At 51.0% G+C, this 18,503-nt stretch carries 10 protein-coding genes; 6 read left to right on the top strand and 4 right to left on the bottom strand.

All coding sequences use genetic code 11. The annotated features are described in order from the left end of the window. Nucleotides 1-106: 106 nt before the first annotated feature. Nucleotides 107-2,824, bottom strand: a complete 2,718-nt coding sequence (locus tag D4L85_RS05965; protein WP_160143569.1) for a putative LPS assembly protein LptD — start codon at nt 2,822-2,824, stop codon at nt 107-109. Nucleotides 2,825-2,960: 136 nt separating this feature from the next. Between D4L85_RS05965 and D4L85_RS05960 the strand changes: the two genes are divergently transcribed. The 5 genes from D4L85_RS05960 to D4L85_RS05940 all read left to right on the top strand — a co-directional run bounded on the left by D4L85_RS05960 (nt 2,961) and on the right by D4L85_RS05940 (nt 9,465). After that, the gene (locus D4L85_RS05960) at nt 2,961-3,698 is read left to right on the top strand and encodes an N-acetylmuramoyl-L-alanine amidase family protein (protein WP_228450788.1); all 738 of its coding nucleotides are present in this window, start codon (nt 2,961-2,963) and stop codon (nt 3,696-3,698) included. Between the two features lie 46 nt (nt 3,699-3,744). Next, nucleotides 3,745-4,686 carry an MlaD family protein gene (locus tag D4L85_RS05955; RefSeq protein WP_119753456.1) on the top strand — a complete coding sequence of 314 codons (942 nt, stop codon included), beginning with the start codon at nt 3,745-3,747 and terminating at the stop codon, nt 4,684-4,686. A 214-nt stretch (nt 4,687-4,900) separates the two neighbouring features. Continuing rightward, entirely contained in the window at nt 4,901-6,532 is a 1,632-nt protein-coding gene (locus D4L85_RS05950) for an acyl-CoA carboxylase subunit beta (RefSeq protein ID WP_119753455.1), read from the top strand. Between the two features lie 187 nt (nt 6,533-6,719). After that, nucleotides 6,720-7,574, top strand: coding sequence for a transglutaminase-like domain-containing protein (locus D4L85_RS05945; protein ID WP_119753454.1), 855 nt, complete (start codon nt 6,720-6,722; stop codon nt 7,572-7,574). Between the two features lie 136 nt (nt 7,575-7,710). Then, nucleotides 7,711-9,465, top strand: coding sequence for an OmpA family protein (locus D4L85_RS05940; protein WP_119753453.1), 1,755 nt, complete (start codon nt 7,711-7,713; stop codon nt 9,463-9,465). Between the two features lie 115 nt (nt 9,466-9,580). Here D4L85_RS05940 and D4L85_RS05935 read toward each other — a convergent pair whose 3' ends face one another. The 3 genes from D4L85_RS05935 to D4L85_RS05925 all read right to left on the bottom strand — a co-directional run bounded on the left by D4L85_RS05935 (nt 9,581) and on the right by D4L85_RS05925 (nt 14,850). Continuing rightward, nucleotides 9,581-10,735, bottom strand: a complete 1,155-nt coding sequence (locus D4L85_RS05935; RefSeq protein WP_228450787.1) for a PQQ-dependent sugar dehydrogenase — start codon at nt 10,733-10,735, stop codon at nt 9,581-9,583. A 231-nt stretch (nt 10,736-10,966) separates the two neighbouring features. After that, the gene (locus D4L85_RS05930) at nt 10,967-13,363 is read right to left on the bottom strand and encodes an ABC transporter permease (RefSeq protein WP_119753452.1); all 2,397 of its coding nucleotides are present in this window, start codon (nt 13,361-13,363) and stop codon (nt 10,967-10,969) included. A gap of 185 nt (nt 13,364-13,548) precedes the next feature. Further along, nucleotides 13,549-14,850 carry an FISUMP domain-containing protein gene (locus tag D4L85_RS05925; protein ID WP_119753451.1) on the bottom strand — a complete coding sequence of 434 codons (1,302 nt, stop codon included), beginning with the start codon at nt 14,848-14,850 and terminating at the stop codon, nt 13,549-13,551. A gap of 838 nt (nt 14,851-15,688) precedes the next feature. Here D4L85_RS05925 and D4L85_RS05920 point away from each other — a divergent pair. After that, complete coding sequence (locus D4L85_RS05920) at nt 15,689-18,301, top strand: NHL domain-containing protein (protein WP_119753450.1); 2,613 nt, start codon at nt 15,689-15,691, stop codon at nt 18,299-18,301. Nucleotides 18,302-18,503: the final 202 nt, after the last annotated feature.

The following is an 18,503-nucleotide window of genomic DNA, read 5'->3' as shown; positions in this document are numbered from 1 at the left end:
ACTGGTACTGACTCCTGGTTTCTGGATTTCGGTTACTGGATAGGGACTACTGGCTCCTGGATTCTGGCTCCTGAATTTCTGGCTCCTGGATTCTGACTCCTGACCATCACAAATTATCGAAATACGGCTTCCTCCGCTCCAGCTTCAAATCCTGCAACATCGACGACTTCACGTTGATCGTAAAGTTGAATTGCTGGAAGTATCCAAAGGGTGTCCAGTTTAAACGCATGGTCCAGCAGTGAAGGTCGCGGGCGATGCCGAGGTTGGTCATCGTGAGTTGGCCTGCCTTGATGTCGAAGCCCGAGCTATAGGTAATTTTCCATTTCTCCGACAGCGACAAATCGCCGTTCATGGTTACCGTTTGGTTGATGGTGGACTTCACGGACTGCGATGTTTTTACCGGGTTTGAATAACTGAGGTTATAACTTAAGTTCATGCTCCATGGGATTTCGAAGTCGACGTAGGCATCGGGGTTTTGCATGAGGAATTGCTTCTCGGTCTCGGGCAGGTCCGACTTCCCAATCTTTTCGCGACTGCTTGTTTCTTTGCTGCGCGCCTTTGGGTTTAGGTTGGTGCTCATGGCCAGTGTGGCGCTCGAGATCCTTCCAATCGATCCGCTTTTCCAGGCATAATCGTCGTGGCGCCTTTCATGATAGGTGCCGTCTTCTTCCACGATGCGTTCGATGCGGTATGGATCCAGGGTAGCCGATACGTTGACGTTTAACAGGTTGTTCAGAATGTTGGTGTTGGCCGCCATGGAAAATGGCGCCAGCTTGAAGGAGTCGGCCAAAAAGTTGTAGCTGCTGTTGATGGAGAAGTTGTTCAGCAGCATCACCTTGCGGGCCACAGAATCCTGCGGACCCTGCACTTTCATTTCTACGTTGTTACCAATACCAAAACCGATGGCGCTGCTTCTTCCGGGGTTGGAGCCCCCGTAAACCGATCCCGAGAAACGATCCTGGTAGACGGTTTTCTGATGTAGCGAGTCATAAACCTCGTCGAAGTATTGCTTATTTTTATAGTAATTGGGCGCGAAGCTATAGGATATGGATGGATTGACGATGTGCCGGATGGCCTTCACTTTTTTCAATTTGTTCTTCATGAAATACATACCATACAATCGCGTGGTCATACCCATGCTGAGGGAATAATTGGATATGTTTTGAAAGCCTTTTTCTGTGCCAACCTTTTTGACCACTTGATTGATCGGGTCATAATCCCATGTCTGCCGTTCATCGTACCATTTCATTTCGTAGTTCACGGAAGGCGAGACCGTGAAATGACGCAAGGCTTTAAATGAGAATGTCGCCGGAATGGTGTGGCGCATCCCCTTCTTACCATTGGCGAAGAACGTACCGAAGTTGCTGCCTGTGAACGGTGCAATACTATCATGTTGTGCTTCGAGCGTGAGTCTGCCCAGGTTGTTGGTCACCCGGTTTTGAGCCGCCATGGCATAGCCAATGGAGAAATTGTCCAATGGACCGGTCTTTCCTTTTTTGCTTAGGAACGGATAGATGTTGGTCATGTTCAAGCTCAGGCTGGGCAGCAACAGGTCAACCTGCTTGGTTTTCAGATCCTGGTTGTGGTTCAGGTTTATACCGAGCGAAAGCGGTGTGCCGGAAAAGCGCTTGCTGTAAGAAACGTTCGAGCTCAACTTGGCGGTGATGTTGTTCAGGCTCGAGTTGTTGTAGAGGTTCCCCTGCGTACCGTACGACAAGAAGTTATTCTGGTTAAACGTGGCCGTAGCCGCATTCACAGACGCTGAAAAACGACCCGTACCTTTGGATTGGGGTGAGTGACTCCAGGTGAGCCGGAAATCTTTGGTGAACGTTTGGGTTTCGATCTTCTGGTCGTTGTCCGGGTTCTTGGAATAGGCAAAATTTAACGTGCCATTATAGTGATAGCGCTTGATATAGGAGGAGTTGGCATAGAGCGCATGCCCCCCTTTCGAATAGATATCGGCCGTCAGCGCCAGTTTTATATACTCGCTGATGTCGAAGAAATAACCCCCACCCCGGAGGTTGAAGCCCCGTCGTTTTTCCTCGCCGTAGCTCGGCACAATAATGCCCGACGCACTGCGCCGCGGTGAAGGGAACATACCGAACAGGAAGCCGATGGGTAACGGGATGTCATTGAACTCCATATAAAAAGGACCGGCCACGATCTTGTCGTTGGGGATGGCTTTGGTCTTGGAGGCACGGATGCGGAAGTGCGGGTGCTCCAGGTTACAGGTGGTGTAGCTGTTGCGGCGGCTCAGCAGTTCGCCTTTTTCATTCTTATAGACCACATCGCCGCCGATGTAGGCGTCTCCCTGCTGGGTCACCACTTCGCTGATGCGGGCGCGCTTGGTCTTGAAATTATAGATGATGTCCTTGGTTTCGTATAGCTCCTGGCCGTTCTTGAAGATCGGGTACCCCACCCGGTTGCCCAATGAATCGCGGGTGCCATGGGCGGTGAGGGTGTTGTTGCCGTAGTCGATCACGATCTCGTCGGCTTCCAGTTCGATCTCGCCATAAACGATCTTCGCATCGCCATAGAGCCAGATCATTTTGCCGTCGACCTGCGCCCGGATGGAGTCTCTGGCCGAATAGTTGATAGTAGTCTCGATGTCACCTTTTGGTGGCTTGGCCTTGACCGTGTCGGCCTTGGCCCGGAGCGAATCCGTGGGGGGGAGGGCAAGCGAATCGGGGGAGGGAGGGGTGGTCTTCAGTGAATCGGTCTTGTAGGGAAGCAGCCCTCCCGGCGGTTTGACGTGGGGTTCCACCTGGGCCATGGCGGCCTGAACGATATAAAACGTGAAAATGATGACTATAAAATACCGCACACGTGCTGAGTTGGGGGATCGTTCTTTACCTTTCAGTGAAAAATTCACAATTTTGCCTAAAGTTATTGCAAATACTTTGAACATCGTACGGCCCGTGAGGAATATAGGATTGACAGCCCTTCTGATAGCAATAACCTTGCTAAACTCTTCGAGCACCTTTCCGCCCCGCGAATCCAAAGTGGATGTGGTGGTGATCGACGCCGGCCATGGCGGCCATGACGAAGGCACACATGGCAAGATCCTTAAAGAAAAGAATCTCGCCCTCAAGATCGCCCTCAAGCTGGGCGAGTATATCGAAAAAAATATGCCCGGTGTAAAGGTCATCTACACCCGCAAAGACGACCGCTACCTGGCCTTGGATGAGCGCGCCGCCATCGCCAATAAAAACAAGGCCGACCTCTTTATTTGTATCCACGCCAATGCCAACCCAAACGCCAAAGCGTTTGGCACCGAAACGTTTGTGATGGGGCTTCACAAAGATGAAGGCAACCTGGAGATCGCCAAACGCGAAAACTCCGTGATCCTGATGGACGAAAACTATGAGGAACGCTACGAGGGCTTCAACAACACCCCGGAGTCCTACATTCTTTTCACCCTCACCCAAAGTGCTTACCAGGAGAACAGCCTTCGCTTTGCATCAAAAATAGAATCACAATTCAAGACCAAGGCTGGCCGCGTGAGCCGGGGTGTGAAGCAGGCAGGGTTTGTGGTGTTGTGGCAAACCACCATGCCCAGCGTGCTGGTGGAGACCGGTTTTTTGACCAACAGCACGGAAGAAAAGTTTCTTTCGGGCGAAGAAGGCCAGGAACTGATCGCCTCGGGCATATACCGCGCCTTCAAAGAATACAAAAGTGAGGTAGAATCCATAAATTGAGATCGAAAACAACTGTTGGATCTATCCCCCATAGAAATTCTACTGCATGAAACTATCCAAAGAATTCAAAGTCGGCCTCTTCATGGTCGTGTCTATAAGTCTGCTCTACGTCGGTTTTCAATTTTTGAAGGGCATCGATTTTTTCTCGACCACGCATAAATTCTTTGTCGTCTACCAAAATGTAGACAAGCTCACGGAATCCAACCAGGTATACCTCAACGGCTATGCGGTTGGGCGGGTAAGCGACATCCAGATCCAGCAACAAAAGAACCGGGTGGTGGTGCAGCTCGACATCGATTCGGAGATCCTGCTCACCGACTCCACACTCGCCATACTGGATGGCGAACTGTTGGGTGGCCGCTTCATCTATCTCGACGTGAAGCCCGGCACACGCAAACTCAACCCCAAGGACACCATCAAATCCGGCTTGTCCAAAGGCATTCTTGACTTTGCCGCGCCGGTGGCCACCACCATGCAAACCACGCTCACCAACCTGAACGTGGTACTGGCAAACCTGGCCCGCAATACCAATCGCCTGGATACCATGTTCATCCGCCTGCAGTCGACCCCCGGGCTGCTCAACCGCACGCTCATTACCGCCAACACCAACATCGGCGAATTGAGTGCCAGCGTAAAATCCGTGGCCAGCAACCTCAACGGCACACTGGACCAACTCAAACCCACGCTGGCCAATTTCAAAACGTTGTCGGACTCCTTAAAGATGATCCAGATCAACGGCACCCTTAATCGCGCCAATGTGAGCCTCACCAAGCTGAATGAAACTTTAGCGCGCCTCAACAAAGGCGACAACACGGCCAGCAAGCTTTTGACGGAGGATACGCTGTATGTAAACCTCAACAAGCTGCTGCAGGATCTTGACGCGCTGGCCAAACACTTCGATAAAAATCCAAAACACTTCCTGGGTCCTTTGGGCAAAAGTCAGAAGAAGATCGAACGGGATCTGAAAAAACAGGAATCCAAGAAATAGGAAAAACCAGAGGCCCCGGAGAATTTCTCCGGGGCCTTTTTCTTTCCAAATAGTCTTGCGCCCAGGTGGCTGGGGTGCCCCAAGCCACGATCAGGGAGAGGCGTCGGACCCGGCCAACCTAAGCCAGAAGCGATGCATGAAACACGTTGCAACAACCTTGGAGTTCATCCCCAATATTCCAATCTTTAGGGGCCAACCGATAATCCGCCAACGTATGCAACCCGATTTGGAATTCAACAAAAACGAAGATCAATTCAAACAGCTGGTCACGCAGCTTCACCACAAGGAAAAGAAAATAAAGCTGGGCGGGGGTGAGAAGAAGATCGATGAACAACATCAGAAGGGAAAGCTCACGGCCCGGGAGCGTATTGAATACCTGGTCGATAAAAATTCCCGCTTCCTGGAGATCGGCCTGTTCACCGCCGAGGGCATGTACAAAGAGCAAGGCGGCTGTCCTTCGGGCGGCGTGGTAACAGGCATCGGCTACGTGGCCGGTAGGCAGTGCGTTATTGTGGCGAACGATGCCACCGTGAAAGCGGGGGCCTGGTTTCCCATCACCGCCAAAAAGAATCTCCGCGCACAGGAGGTCGCGATGGAAAATCGCCTACCCGTGATCTACCTGGTGGACAGCGCCGGTGTGTTCCTGCCCATGCAGGATGAAATATTTCCCGACAAGGAACATTTCGGACGACAGTTTAGAAACAATGCCAAGATGTCGTCGATGGGCATCGTGCAGATCGCGGCGATCATGGGAAGTTGTGTGGCGGGTGGCGCCTATTTGCCCATCATGTCCGACGAAGCCATGATCGTGGACAAGACCGGCTCCATCTTCCTGGCCGGGTCCTATTTGGTGAAAGCCGCCATTGGCGAAGATATCGACAACGAAACCTTGGGAGGCGCCACCACACATTGCGAGATCTCCGGCGTCACCGACAACAAATTCCCCAACGACCAGGCCTGCCTCGACTACATCCGTTCCTTGTTCGATAAAATGGGCGCCGCCGAAAAGGCAGGCTTTGATCGCGCCGACACAAAGCCGCCAAAAGAAAAACCGGAAGAGCTCTACGGCCTCCTGCCCGCCGATCGCGCGAAGCCATACGATGTCCTGGACATCATTAGACGATTGGTAGACGATTCTGATTTTTTAGAATACAAAGCTTCTTATGGCAAGACCTTGGTTTGTGGTACTGCCCGCATGGAAGGTTGGTCGGTGGGCATCGTGGCCAACCAACGCAAAGTGGTGAAGACAAAAAAAGGGGAGATGCAAATGGGCGGGGTCATCTATTCCGACTCTGCCGACAAAGCCGCGCGCTTTATCATGAACTGCAACCAACGGAAAATTCCCTTGCTTTTTTTACAGGACGTCAGCGGGTTCATGGTGGGCAGCAAGGCAGAGCACGGTGGTATCATTAAAGACGGCGCTAAAATGGTTAATGCCATGGCCAACAGTACCGTGCCTAAGTTCACCATCATCACCGGCAATTCGTATGGCGCGGGCAACTATGCCATGTGTGGAAAGGCCTATGATCCGAGACTCATTTTTGCCTGGCCCACGGCGCAGATCGCCGTGATGAGCGGAGCGGCCGCCGCCAAAACACTGTTGCAAATACGGGTGAATACGTTGAAGGCCCAGGGACAGCAAATCACAAAAGAGGAAGAAGATAAATTGCTGAAAGAGATCATAGACCGCTATAACGATCAGCTCAGCCCCTACTATGCTGCTTCGCGGTTGTGGGTGGATGGTGTGATCGACCCGCTTGAAACGCGCAAAATTATCTCCATGGGCATAGAGGCAGCCAATCACGGTGTCGTGGAGAAATTTAACGCGGGTGTCATTCAAACCTGAACCGAGGTTTAGGCAATAGTTATTTTTCGATGAAGGAATTGAATTTTTGAAGAGGACGCCGGGTTTTCGTTTGGAAGCGTCTGAAGTTTTTCAGAAGTTGCCGAAAACCGAATGCCCGCTTGTGCTGTTTTTAGGTTGCCTTCCGGGATGCGGCTGTGGGGAATCGTAACATTATTTTTTGAAGCCTATGAATGATGCTGAATTGAAAGCCTTGGTTTCGCTGTTGGACGACGAAGATGCAAAGATCGTTAGCCACGTCGAGGAAAAGATACTGTCGCTGGGCACCACCATCATTCCTTTCCTGGAAGAAGAATGGGAAAGCAACTTCAACCCGATGGTGCAACGGCGCATCGAAGAGCTGATCCACACCCTGCAATATGAGTTGCTGAAGGAACGCATCCACGAATGGTATGAAAGCCCCGAACAGGATCTGCTCACCGGCATGTGGCTGGTCGCTACATACCAGTACCCGGACATCGAGCTCATCAAACTCCGGCAGGATCTCGAACAATTGTATTACGAAACGTGGCTTGAATTTAAGCCCGACCTCTATCCCTTCGACCAGGTGAAGGTGATCAACAGCGTGTTGTTTAACAAATTGAAATTCGGCGCCAACACCAAGAATTTTCATTCGCCCGGCAACTCCATGATCAACGTGGTGCTGGAAACCCGCAAGGGCAATCCCATCACCCTTTGCATCCTCTACATGTTGGTGGCGCAGAAGCTGAAGCTGCCCGTGCATGGCGTGAACCTTCCCAATTTATTCGTGCTCACCTACAAAGATCCCAAGCATACCCAGTTTTATATCAACGCCTTCAACAAGGGTCTGATCTTTTCGAAGCAAGACATCGAAAACTATATCAACGAGCTGCACCTGCCACACCAGGAGTCGTTCTTCGAGCCCTGCACAAGCCTGGAGATCATTCGGCGGGTATTTCGGAACCTCATCATGTCGTTTGATAAAATGGGCGAACATGCGAAGGCAGAAGAGGTAAAAGAACTGCTGCTGATCATTGCCGACGGCGCCGATTTGGGCGTGTAGCTTTTCCTTTATTTCGCTTCCAAACCCTACATGCCTTTGAACCGGGCGTTCTTTCCCGCCGTTAGGCGCTGGCGCATGCATCCTATTCCTTAAATTCGCTGAATATCTTTACCTTGGTATCTTCAAATACGCACGCATGAGAATAGCTTTACCGCTTGTTTTAGTTGTCGCAAGCCTTACCCTCCACGCTCAACAATTTTCCACGCGCTACGAACTTGTCAAGATGGACAAGAATGTGAACACCTTCCGGCACGAGGCCGCGCCCGTGATCTCACCCGATGGCAACACACTTTATTTCTTTGTTCAAAACCACCCCGACAACACCTTTGGCAAGGAAGACACGCAGGACATCTGGATGTCGAAGAAGGACGCCAACGGTGCATGGAGTTTGGCTCAACACTTGTCGTCACCCTTCAACCTGCACCGCTCCAACCAGGTGTTCACCGTATTCCCGGATGGCAGCCTGTTCGTTAAAGGTGGCCGGACAAAGGGCGAGAAAGGATTTTCCGTCGTGAACGGCGGCTCGCTGCGTGAACTGGATGTAAAAGATTTTAAGAACATGAACAAAGGCCGCTTCTACGGCGCATCGATGTCGGCCGACGGCAAGCACATCATCATGTATTTTAGCGAGATAGACAACAGTCCGAACAGCGACCTTTATGCCAGCCATCAGCAGCCCGACGGTTCCTTTTCCAAACCCGCAAAACTGAAGTTGAGCACCAGCACCGACGACGTCGGCCCGTTTATCAGTCCTGATCAGAAGTCGCTTTATTTTGCCAGTGCCCGCCAGGCGCCCGGACGCCAAGGGGGAGTGGATATTTACCAATCGCCGCGCGTAGACGACACCTGGGCAAACTGGGGAGAGCCCGTGAACATGGGCAAGCCCATCAACACGAGCGCGCTCGACTATTACTTCACCATCGACAATGCCGGCAACATTTTCACCAGCCGCGCCAACAAGGCCCTGGATGGCGCACAACTTGACCTCTATGCGTTGGTGCCCAAAACGTTTAAGATCAACCTGGTGGGCATGGTCTATAACGAAAAAACAAAAGACGCACTGCAGGCCAATGTGGAGGTGCGTGTGAAAGATAAAGAGCCTGTGAAATTGAAATCGAACGCCACGGGAAAATTCGAAACGAAAATGCCCGAAGTACTCACCTATTCCGTGGCGACGACCCTCGAAGGATTTTTGCCGAACGATCAAAGCTTCAAGCTTCCGGTGCTGAACAGCGACACCACCATCTACATGGAAGTGTTGCTCCGCCCCGTGGCCAAGAAATTGTTGATCACAGGAAATGTCTATGACAAGAAAACTGAGAAACTCATCACGGCCAACCTGGACGTGGTGGTGAAAGGCGACCGGAAGTCGGCCTTCAAACTGGCGGCAACGGACGGGCGCTTTGAAAAGGAGATCCCTAAACTGGGATGGTATATGATCACGGCTTCTGCCAACGGCTATCTGAATGCTGTCGATAGCGTGGAGGCCGATGATGACGGGCACTCACCTTTTTCGCGTGACATTTACCTGCAACCTATTGAAGTGGGGGTGACCGTGCGGTTGAAAAATATTTACTTCGACTTTGACAAGACCACGCTCAAGAAAGAATCCTATCCGGAATTGAATAAGGTGGTGGATTTCTTAAAGCAAAATGCTTCCGTGGAAATTGAAATCTCCGGGCATACCGATAGCAAAGGCTCGGACGACTACAACCTGAACCTTTCGCAAGGGCGTTCGCAGGCAGTGGTAGATTATGTCATCAGCCAGGGCATCGACAGTTTCCGGTTGACGGCCCATGGATATGGGGAGGAGAAACCTATCGATACGAACGATACCGATCCGGGTCGGGCGAATAACCGGCGGGTGGAATTTACGGTGGTAAAAAAATAGCGCCTTGCGTTTTTTCACCGCCCCGCTTTTGCCAAAGCTTCAGCGGGTATAGGAAGGCGCTAAAAGCCCTCCCTCGCTGAAGCTTCGGCGAGCAGTTAAGGTTGACGCAAAAGCATTACTCCATAGGAACCAGGCGTACGATCTTGCCGGGGTTTTCCATCGCGATGTAGAGGTAGCCGTCGGGGCTTTGGGTTACGCAACGGACGCGGCCGATCTTTTCGAGCAAGCGTTCTTCCTTCACAAATTTTTTATCGGCAATTTCTACGCGGGCAACCAGTTGGTGTGCCAGGGCGCCTACGAGCAGGTTGCCTTTCCAGTGGGGATATTTATCGGAAGTCACCATCGTCAAACCACAGGGAGCAATGGAAGGTACCCAGTAGCGTACGGGTTGTTCCATGCCTTCTTTTTCTTTCAGGTCGGTAATGATGGTGCTGTCGTAGTTGATGCCGTAGGTGATCACCGGCCAGCCGTAGTTCTTTCCCTTCTCTACGATATTCAACTCGTCGCCGCCGCGCGGGCCGTGCTCGTGTTCCCACAGTGTTCCGGTTTCTTTATCGTAGTACAGGCCTTGAAGACTTCGGTGGCCATATGACCAGATCTCCGAACGGGCGCCGATCGTGCTCACAAACGGGTTGTCGCTGGGCACTTTGCCGTCGTCGTGGAGGCGCAATACTTTGCCGAGGTGGTTGCTGAGGTCTTGTGCGTTTTCTTTTTTGCCACGTTCGCCACAGGTGAAAAACATATAGCCTTTGCCATCGAAAGCAATGCGCGAGCCAAAGTGAACTTCAGACGAGGTGAGGGGCAAGGCCTGAAATAATTCTTCCAGGTTGGTGAGTTTGTTGCCTTCCAGCTTGGCACGTGCGATCACGGTGCCGCCGCTGTCGGCCACTTGTTTTGCATAGCTGAGATAGATCCAACCGTTCTTGTCAAAGTCGGGGTGAAGCTGGATATCGAGCAAGCCGCCCTGACCGTGGGCATAGACTGGTGGAACGCCTTCAATTTTTTCTTTTAAAAGCTTGCCGTCTTTTACGATACGGATATTGCCCTCGCGTTCAGTCACCAGCAGGCGGCCGTCGGGCAGGAAGGCCATGCCCCAGGGATTTTTGAGCGCGCCCACTGCGGTGTCGGTGGCGGACGTGATGGTATCGACCATGAACTTTTGTTTTTCGGATTGAACGATGGCGCCGGCCGGTTTCCGCTCGGGTGTCCCACAGGAAACCAGGGCGATGGCCATCACCAGGCAAAAAGGATAAAGCAGTCTGTTGATCATTTGGTATTGGTTTTTAAAGCGCGCTAAGATAGAGAAAGAAATCCTATCGGGCCGTCTCACTCGGACGAGTGGTGAGATCCTTTTGTCATCCGAAAAATGCTGAATGTAGGGTTAGGATGAGCGACCACAACGGGTTCGCTGGACGGGTAAAAAGAAGAGGCGGCCGGGGGATCGGACCGCCTCTTGGCTTATGAAACTAAGCCAACTCAATCGTTCGCCTTGTGACGTTCATTATTCATCCCGCAAAGCCTTCACCGGGTTTGCCGAAGCAGCCCGCATGACGTGATACCCTACGGTGAGCAACGTGATCACACCCGCCAGTAACGCCGATAGTACGAACGTCAGCCATTCGTTACTCAGTTCGATTTTGTAGGCAAAGCTTTGCAGCCACGTGCTCGTAAAATACCACGCGAGTGGATATGACACTAGCGTGCCGATACCGACCAGCACAAAGAATTCCCGTGCCACCAGCAGGACCAGGCCGCTGATGCTTGCGCCAATAACTTTTCGCACGCCAATTTCCTTGGTGCGTTGTTCGGTGGTGAAGGCTGCTAGCCCCAACAAGCCAAGGCAAGCAATGAGGATAGTAAGTCCCGAGAATGCCGTGAAGATCTGGCTTCGTTTTTCGTCGGACTTGTATTGGGAATTGAAATCCTGGTCGAGAAATTGGTAATCGAATGGATAGTTGGGGTACAATTCTTTCCAGGTTTTTTCAACAGCGGCCAGTGATTCGCGAACGTCGCCGGGTTCGGTCTTGATAAAGAGGAAGCTGTTTTTTGGATCGAGATTGATCATGAGGGGTTCGATGGCGTCATACAGAGAATTCTGATGGTAGTCTTTCACCACGCCAATCACTTTTTTCTCGATGTCGGTTCCGTTAGGCCCATTACCTTTGAACACGAACTTTTTGCCAATGGGATCTTTCCATGACATCCTCCTCACCATAGCCTCGTTTACGAGCGCTCCATACAATGTATCCGATGATACATCGCGCGAAAAATCGCGGCCATGCAAAATGGTCATCCCTAAGGTCTTCACAAAGTCATAGTCGACCGAAAACAAATCCACGCCACGTTCCGACAGTTTTCCTTCGTTGTCTTCCACCTGTATCAGCAATTTGCCGATGCCAAACCCGGGCGATGAATTGGAGGAAGCAACTGCCGCCACGCCTTTGGTCTGGCGCATGCGTTCCTCGATGGCGGGCACGTGTAGAATCTGGTCGTCGGTGGCAAGCTGCATGCGGATCACGCGTTCTTTTGTAAAGCCGAGGTCCTTGCTGCGCAGGTATTGCAATTGGTCGAACACAATGAGCGTGGAGATGAGCATGAAGATGGATATCGCAAATTGTGCGATCACCAATACTTTCCTGAAAACGGCGTTGCCACCTTTGGCCGAGAGCTTGCCCTTGAGAACACTAACCGGATTGAACCCCGATAGATACAACGCAGGATAACTACCTCCGATAATTCCAATCACCAGCACGATGCCGATCAAACTCAACAGTACGGGGGCCTGTAAAATATAACTGAACGGAAGTTGTTTATTGGAGAGCTCATTGAAGAGCGGCAGCAAAGCATAGATCAATATCAGGCTGGCGACCAAGGCAAGAAGCGTGATTACCACCGACTCGGTGATGAACTGCGCAATGAGTTGCCGGCGCATAGACCCCATCACTTTCCGGATGCCCACTTCTTTTGCACGACTGGCGGAACGTGCCGTGGCCAGGTTCATATAGTTGATGGAGGCAATGATGAGCATGAATGCGGCTACGGCCGAGAAGATGTAGATGTACGAAATATCGCCGCCGCCCTCGGCCTCGTCCTGGATCTTGGAATGAAGATGAATGTCGGTGATGGGCTGCAATTCGTACTTGACGCTGATGTTGTATTGCGTGAAGATGATGTCGACTTTTTCTTTTAAGATCTTGTTGAGGCTGGCGTACATCTTGTCGATGTCATAGCCTTCGGGTAATTGAATGTAGGTGAACACGCCAAAGTTTCCCCAAGAGGTGTTTTCTTTTCGCGTGTTCGCCGAGACGAGCGCGTCGAAAATAAAATGCGAGTTCAGGGGAACATCTTTCATCACGCCCGTTACTTTGAACGTTTCGTTGTTCTGGTTCACCAGCGTTTGCCCTATGGCATTGTCGGTTCCGAAGTATTTTATGGCAAGTTTTTCGGTCAGCACGATGGAGAAGGGCTGGTCCAGGGCCGTGTTGGGGTCGCCGGCGATGAAGGGGTAGGTGAACATGTCAAACACAGTGGAGTCGGCCAGGTAGAAGTTGTTTTCATAGAACGACTTGTCACCGTTTTTGAACATCGGTTTTGGCCCGAGCCCATCGAAGCGTACGGCATTTTTTACTTCGGGATAGTTATCGCGCAGCTCCGGTGCTAAAGGTTGTTGCGCCACGGCCCAGGTAAACGCGTTGTCGGGCTCTTTGATGTTGGATACTACGCGGTAGATGTTCGTTGCGTTGGCGTGATACCGGTCGAAGCTCAACTCATCCAGTATATACATCAGCAGGAACATACTGCAGGTGATGCCGATCGTGAGCCCCAGAATATTGATGGCGCTGTAGGTTTTGTCCTTACGGATGTTGCGCCAGGCGATGAGGATGAGGTTCTTTAACATAGGATGGGGTTTAACTGGGAGATGTTAAAGATCGTAAAAAAGTTGGATTCTGCGGCGTTCAAATACACCAAGGTGTAATCCCAAAAGAAGGAAAGGTGCTTTGTATACACAAAGCACCTTTCTGAAACTTGAATCAAAATGAAGTCATGCGTTCAATCGCCCATGCGTCCTTTGCGACCGTCGACCTAGTCCTTCACGCAGCGAACGCTTGCCGTGGAGCGGGTTGTTCCGTATAGGAATACATAATCGGTATCGTTAGGAATGGTGCAGACGCCCGGGGCATAGTGGCCATCGCCCACGCCCATTTGCGGATCGGCCATCCAAAAATTTGCCGCTGAGTAAACCTGATCCCACTCCAGCGTGTTGCTGCTATTCCATGTACCCTGGCCACCCGGTTTTGCATTGAAAGCACTCAAATCATTTCCGGGCAAGGGACCGGGGTCCCACAGGTCGTCGGGGTCGCCGGCTTTCGTTTTCAATTTCACGGGAAGGTTGTCGTGCAACGTCTGGAGCATTTCTTGGAACTCCGCCTCACTCGGCAAATGCCAGCCATTGGGGCATACGCCCCGTACACCACTTGGATTTGTGCTGCTCACATCGCCCCGGCCTGCACCACCGACGGTATACATTTTTCCAAAGAGCGACAGGTGAGAATCGCCGATCGACAATTCGGGTAAGGGCGTGCCATCGGCATACTTTGTGGTCTTGAGATTTTCGGCCATCCATCGCTGCTTGCCGATCTTCACCCAGGCATAAGTGTTTCCATCAATATCCGTCAGCGATCCGATCGCGTTGATAACCTGCAGTTGACTGTCGGATATGCCCAATCCTCTGAGCTCATTCACCAGCGCACCACCGTCGGACAATTGTTCCAGGGTCAGGCCGGCTTGCATCAACACCTTGATGTTGGCCCGGTCGTATTCCAGGATGTCTGCCACCGAGGCGCCGGCTTGAAAAAGTGTGTACGGCGCTATGCCGAGAACCAGGAGATCATGGGCCGGCACGCCGGAAATGAGGAGATCGTGAATGGGTGCACCGGCCTCGTACAAATCTTTACCTGAAAAGCCCCAGTGCACCAATTGCTCCATAGGAACAAACTTTACCATATCGGACAAGGGCACATGGGCGTCAACCAATTCATAAATCGCAAAGCCTTCACCGATCGTAAACTCAACATCGGCGGAGATTTCCGAGGGGCCATTCGACAATGTCCACCGGAGTACATAATGCTCCGCGACGTTGCCTGTAAAATTCGCCAACGGATCTGAAAGGCTGGAGAACGATCCAGGGTCCTGATTTTGCGAGACAACAGACCAGGTACCTTCAATACCGTCGGTGGGCTGGGTGGCGATCAGCGAAACCGTTTTGGTCGGCAAATCGATGGAAAGCACTTTAACGGAAGCATTTTCGGGTAATTCAGCCGTTTCGTGGTTTTCGCAGGATGAAAAAACGACAAAGAGGAGGAGTAACAGGGGGATGGTTTTCATAACAGATATCAGAAAAAATTTTGGGGTAAAGTTAGTTGTTAATATGTTCTGTGCAATGGATTAATTTTACCGGATAATTACGGATAGCCTCAACGGGATAATTCCCGGTTAACTCCAAACGCTGAAAATTGTAAAAAATTTTTGTTCTGAAATTTTATTTATTGTTCTCTAGGGTATTGCAAAAAATCAGCGGTTTAAAAAGATCATCTCTTTGTTTGAGATCCGTATTCTTGAAACTGTTTTTTTTGGTATTTATAGAAAGTTCTGTTTGCGTTGTATTGCATTTTCTTATTTCGACAGTTGTTTTACAACTCATTCGCTAGGCGCAGTCTTGCTGCAGCCCAGGGAAATGCGTTATCCGACGCTTTGATGTAGCGACACGCGGTAGAGGTTCGCTGCATTCTCGTGATACCCGTCAAGGTTCAACTTCTCCAGGATATAATACATCAGCACTTTGAAACAAAGATGAAATAGGCTCGCTTTACCAGGGTTAATCGTCTATCAATTCCTGTGCCGGATTCCATTTGCGCGAAGAAGGTGTGTGTCTTCTACCGGCATGACGGATGTTAGCTCAAGCTTTGACGAAGTTCATAGGAGTTGGTAGTCTCTTTATATACATTTGTTATGTAGGCACAAAAATCCTCCGCCTACTGTCCCGTATTACAGGGATCAAAAAAAGCTGGCAATTGTGTGAACATCGATTGGGGAAAATGCCGTCAGCGATTTACTTCCCGGATACGCGCGATCAGTCAAAGCAACAGCACCGTACACAGCATCCGTACATCGATAAACAGTTATTAAAACTTCGATAGATATGTCACCTTAAATCCCCCACAACATGGACACAAAAATTCGGTTGGTTCTCACACTGCTGACAATGGTCGTCAGCGGCGTAATGGCCCAGGAATCCTGGACGCAGAAAGTCACGCTCGCAGCAGGTGGCGCCCGATACGGCGCTGTCGGAATCAGAGATAAGGGCTACATGGGTTTAGGTCTCGATGATGCAGGGAATTACCATCAGAATTTTTTAGCGTACCATTCGCCAACCGATTTCCAGATAAATAAAATTGTTTTCCCCGGCGCCGGGCGTACCTCGGCCGCAATCTTTAACACCAGCTCAAAAGAATACCTCGGGCTGGGTATGAATAATAGTAAAGGCTCCGCAACGAATATTCTGAAATTTTCACTTGAGATCAGGGAAGTTGAAAATACACCCGTCGTAACGATCGATCCTGTCATGGTCACCACCTTTGCAGGTGGTGCACCGGGATCTGCCGATGGCACCGGTACGAGTGCGCAACTTTTCAATCCACAGGGTTTGGCCGTTGATGCCAACGGCAACGTCTATGTAGCCGATACGGGGAATAGCCGGATTCGTAAAATCACGCCCGAGGGAGTGGTCACCACCTTTGCGGGCAGTGTTGAAGGTCATGTCGATGGGATGGGCACGACGGCTCAGTTTCTTTTTCCGACTAGCCTGTGTTTCGATGCTTCGGGGAATATGTACGTGATCGATACTGGGAATAGCTGCATTCGTAAAATTACGCCCGGGGGTTTTGTGACCACCTTTGTCGGTGCGTCGGCCGGATTCGATTTGCCTTTGGGTATCGCTGCCGATCCTTCGGGAAATTTATATGTGGCTGATCAGGGTAATAACCGGATTCTTAAAATTGACCCCAGTGGCTTGGTCAGCACGTTAGTGGGTAATGGCATACCCGGAAATACCGACGGCCCGGCGGCATCGGCCCAGGTAAGTTTTCCTCGCGGAGTAGCGGTTGATGAATCGGCCAATGTTTATGTCGGAGATTTTGGCAATCACCGCATTCGTAAGATAAGTGCCACCGGAATGGTAACAACGCTGGCCGGTAGCACAGACGGATATCAGGATGGTCCTGGCACGTCCGCCCAGTTTAGTTATCCATGGGGCGTGGCCGTGGCTTCGGGAAATATATATGTGGCGGATCAAGGAAATCTTCGTATCCGCAAGATTGATCCTACCGGTATGGTAACCACAGTGGCAGGAAGCGGTGTTGAAGGTGATGCGGATGGCGCAAGCACGTTCGCACAATTTAGATATCCGGTAGGCGTAGCCGTAGATGCATCGGGTAACGTTTATGTAGCCGACGCTGTTAACAACCGGATTCGGAAAATAAGCAAGCCGATGTTCACGTCCTTCGCCACAATCCTGGGAACCGCATCAGCTTCGCAGAGTTTTAGCGTAAGCGGTGCTTACCTGGCGGACAATGCCATCGTCACAGCACCCGGCGGCTACGAAATCTCTTTCAGTGCTAGTAGCGGCTTCACGTCAAGTTTATCGTTAAGCCCGTCGTCGGGTGTGGTTACTTCGCGAATCATCTTTATCCGTCTGAAGGCCGATAATCCTTTTGGTGTTTATGAAGGTGAGGTCAATCTTACCTCCGCTGGCGCGGTGACCCAAACCCTTACGGTGAGGGGCACGGTAAATTGTACAGACGCGATATTATTTGTCACGCCGCTGCAATTGTTTTGCTTCAGTCCGACAAACCAGTATGGACTTCTGCCCTTGTTTGTCACCGATCCGTGCGGCACACCGAAAATTACCTACACCATTTCAGGAGCCACTACCCGCTCAGGAACAGGCACCCAGGCCAGTGGATTTTTCAGACCCGGCAGAAGCAAGGTTACGTGGACGATAATTTCTTCTTCCGGAAAAGTCTTCACGCAGGAGAGCATCATAATCGTTCAGAGAAAAATGACAGTAGCCATTGGCAATCAGTATGCAGTCATTCCTGGAGGCAAACCCAATACGATCTATACGGGATACGGCCCCTCGTCACTTACCTTCACCGCCCGGGCGTCTGGCGGAGAGCCTTATCCTGGTAATACTTATCGTTATTCCTGGTCGACCGGGGAGACCACCAGATCCCTTACCGTAAGTCCTGCTACGCCCGGAACGTATTCTTACTCAGTAAAGGTCACGGACATGATCGGGTTCTGTGAGGTAACCGCTTCGGTCACGGTAAAAGTCATCGACGTTCGATGCGGAGACCAGCAGCAAAAGATCCTGGTATGTTTGGCGTCCGGGCGTCCATGTTCTAATACGTTTTGTCTCGATAAACGTGCCCTGCCCTATTTTTTTCGCCGCGGAGCCACCTTGGGGACCTGCTCATGCGGATTTAACACGCAGGAATACCGCGTCGACGCTTTGGCAGATGATGAGGAAGATATTTCCGTGTACCCCAATCCTAGTGCTGGATCGTTTACACTTCGATGGACCAATTTGACGTCATCGACGGTCAGGATACAGATCATCGACCAACTTGGAAATGAAACGGTATCGCAATCGGTAGCTTGCACCGATGAGGTTCAAAGCTTGCCCATCGAAATGCCGGCGTCTGCCAATGGTGTGTACATCATTAAAATCGTTAGCGATATCGGCACAAAAGCGAAGAAAATAGTGGTGCAGAAATAGCGTACGGAAATAACAAACGAGAACGAATATCACAAATGAAACAGGCTATGTAGGGCACGCCCTGTGTAGCCTGTTATTTTTTTATGGGGTTCCTTCAGGAAGCCCCTCAACGCTATGGATATCACCGGGTCGCGGACCAGTATCAACTGTCGTTTATTTTCAAATTTGAGATTCATCGCGAAATGAAATGAAGCCACAATGT

It is taken from the genome of Chryseolinea soli (genome assembly GCF_003589925.1).
Lineage (GTDB): Bacteria > Bacteroidota > Bacteroidia > Cytophagales > Cyclobacteriaceae > Chryseolinea > Chryseolinea soli.
This window is presented reverse-complemented; position numbering and strand designations above follow the sequence as displayed.

Coding starts and splice junctions, on each gene's coding strand:
- D4L85_RS05955 (WP_119753456.1), top strand. CDS start 3,745: ATGAAACTATCCAAAGAATTCAAAGTCGGCCTCTTCATGGTCGTGTCT.
- D4L85_RS05950 (WP_119753455.1), top strand. CDS start 4,901: ATGCAACCCGATTTGGAATTCAACAAAAACGAAGATCAATTCAAACAG.
- D4L85_RS05945 (WP_119753454.1), top strand. CDS start 6,720: ATGAATGATGCTGAATTGAAAGCCTTGGTTTCGCTGTTGGACGACGAA.
- D4L85_RS05940 (WP_119753453.1), top strand. CDS start 7,711: ATGAGAATAGCTTTACCGCTTGTTTTAGTTGTCGCAAGCCTTACCCTC.
- D4L85_RS05935 (WP_228450787.1), bottom strand. CDS start 10,735: ATGATCAACAGACTGCTTTATCCTTTTTGCCTGGTGATGGCCATCGCC.
- D4L85_RS05930 (WP_119753452.1), bottom strand. CDS start 13,363: ATGTTAAAGAACCTCATCCTCATCGCCTGGCGCAACATCCGTAAGGAC.
- D4L85_RS05925 (WP_119753451.1), bottom strand. CDS start 14,850: ATGAAAACCATCCCCCTGTTACTCCTCCTCTTTGTCGTTTTTTCATCC.
- D4L85_RS05920 (WP_119753450.1), top strand. CDS start 15,689: ATGGACACAAAAATTCGGTTGGTTCTCACACTGCTGACAATGGTCGTC.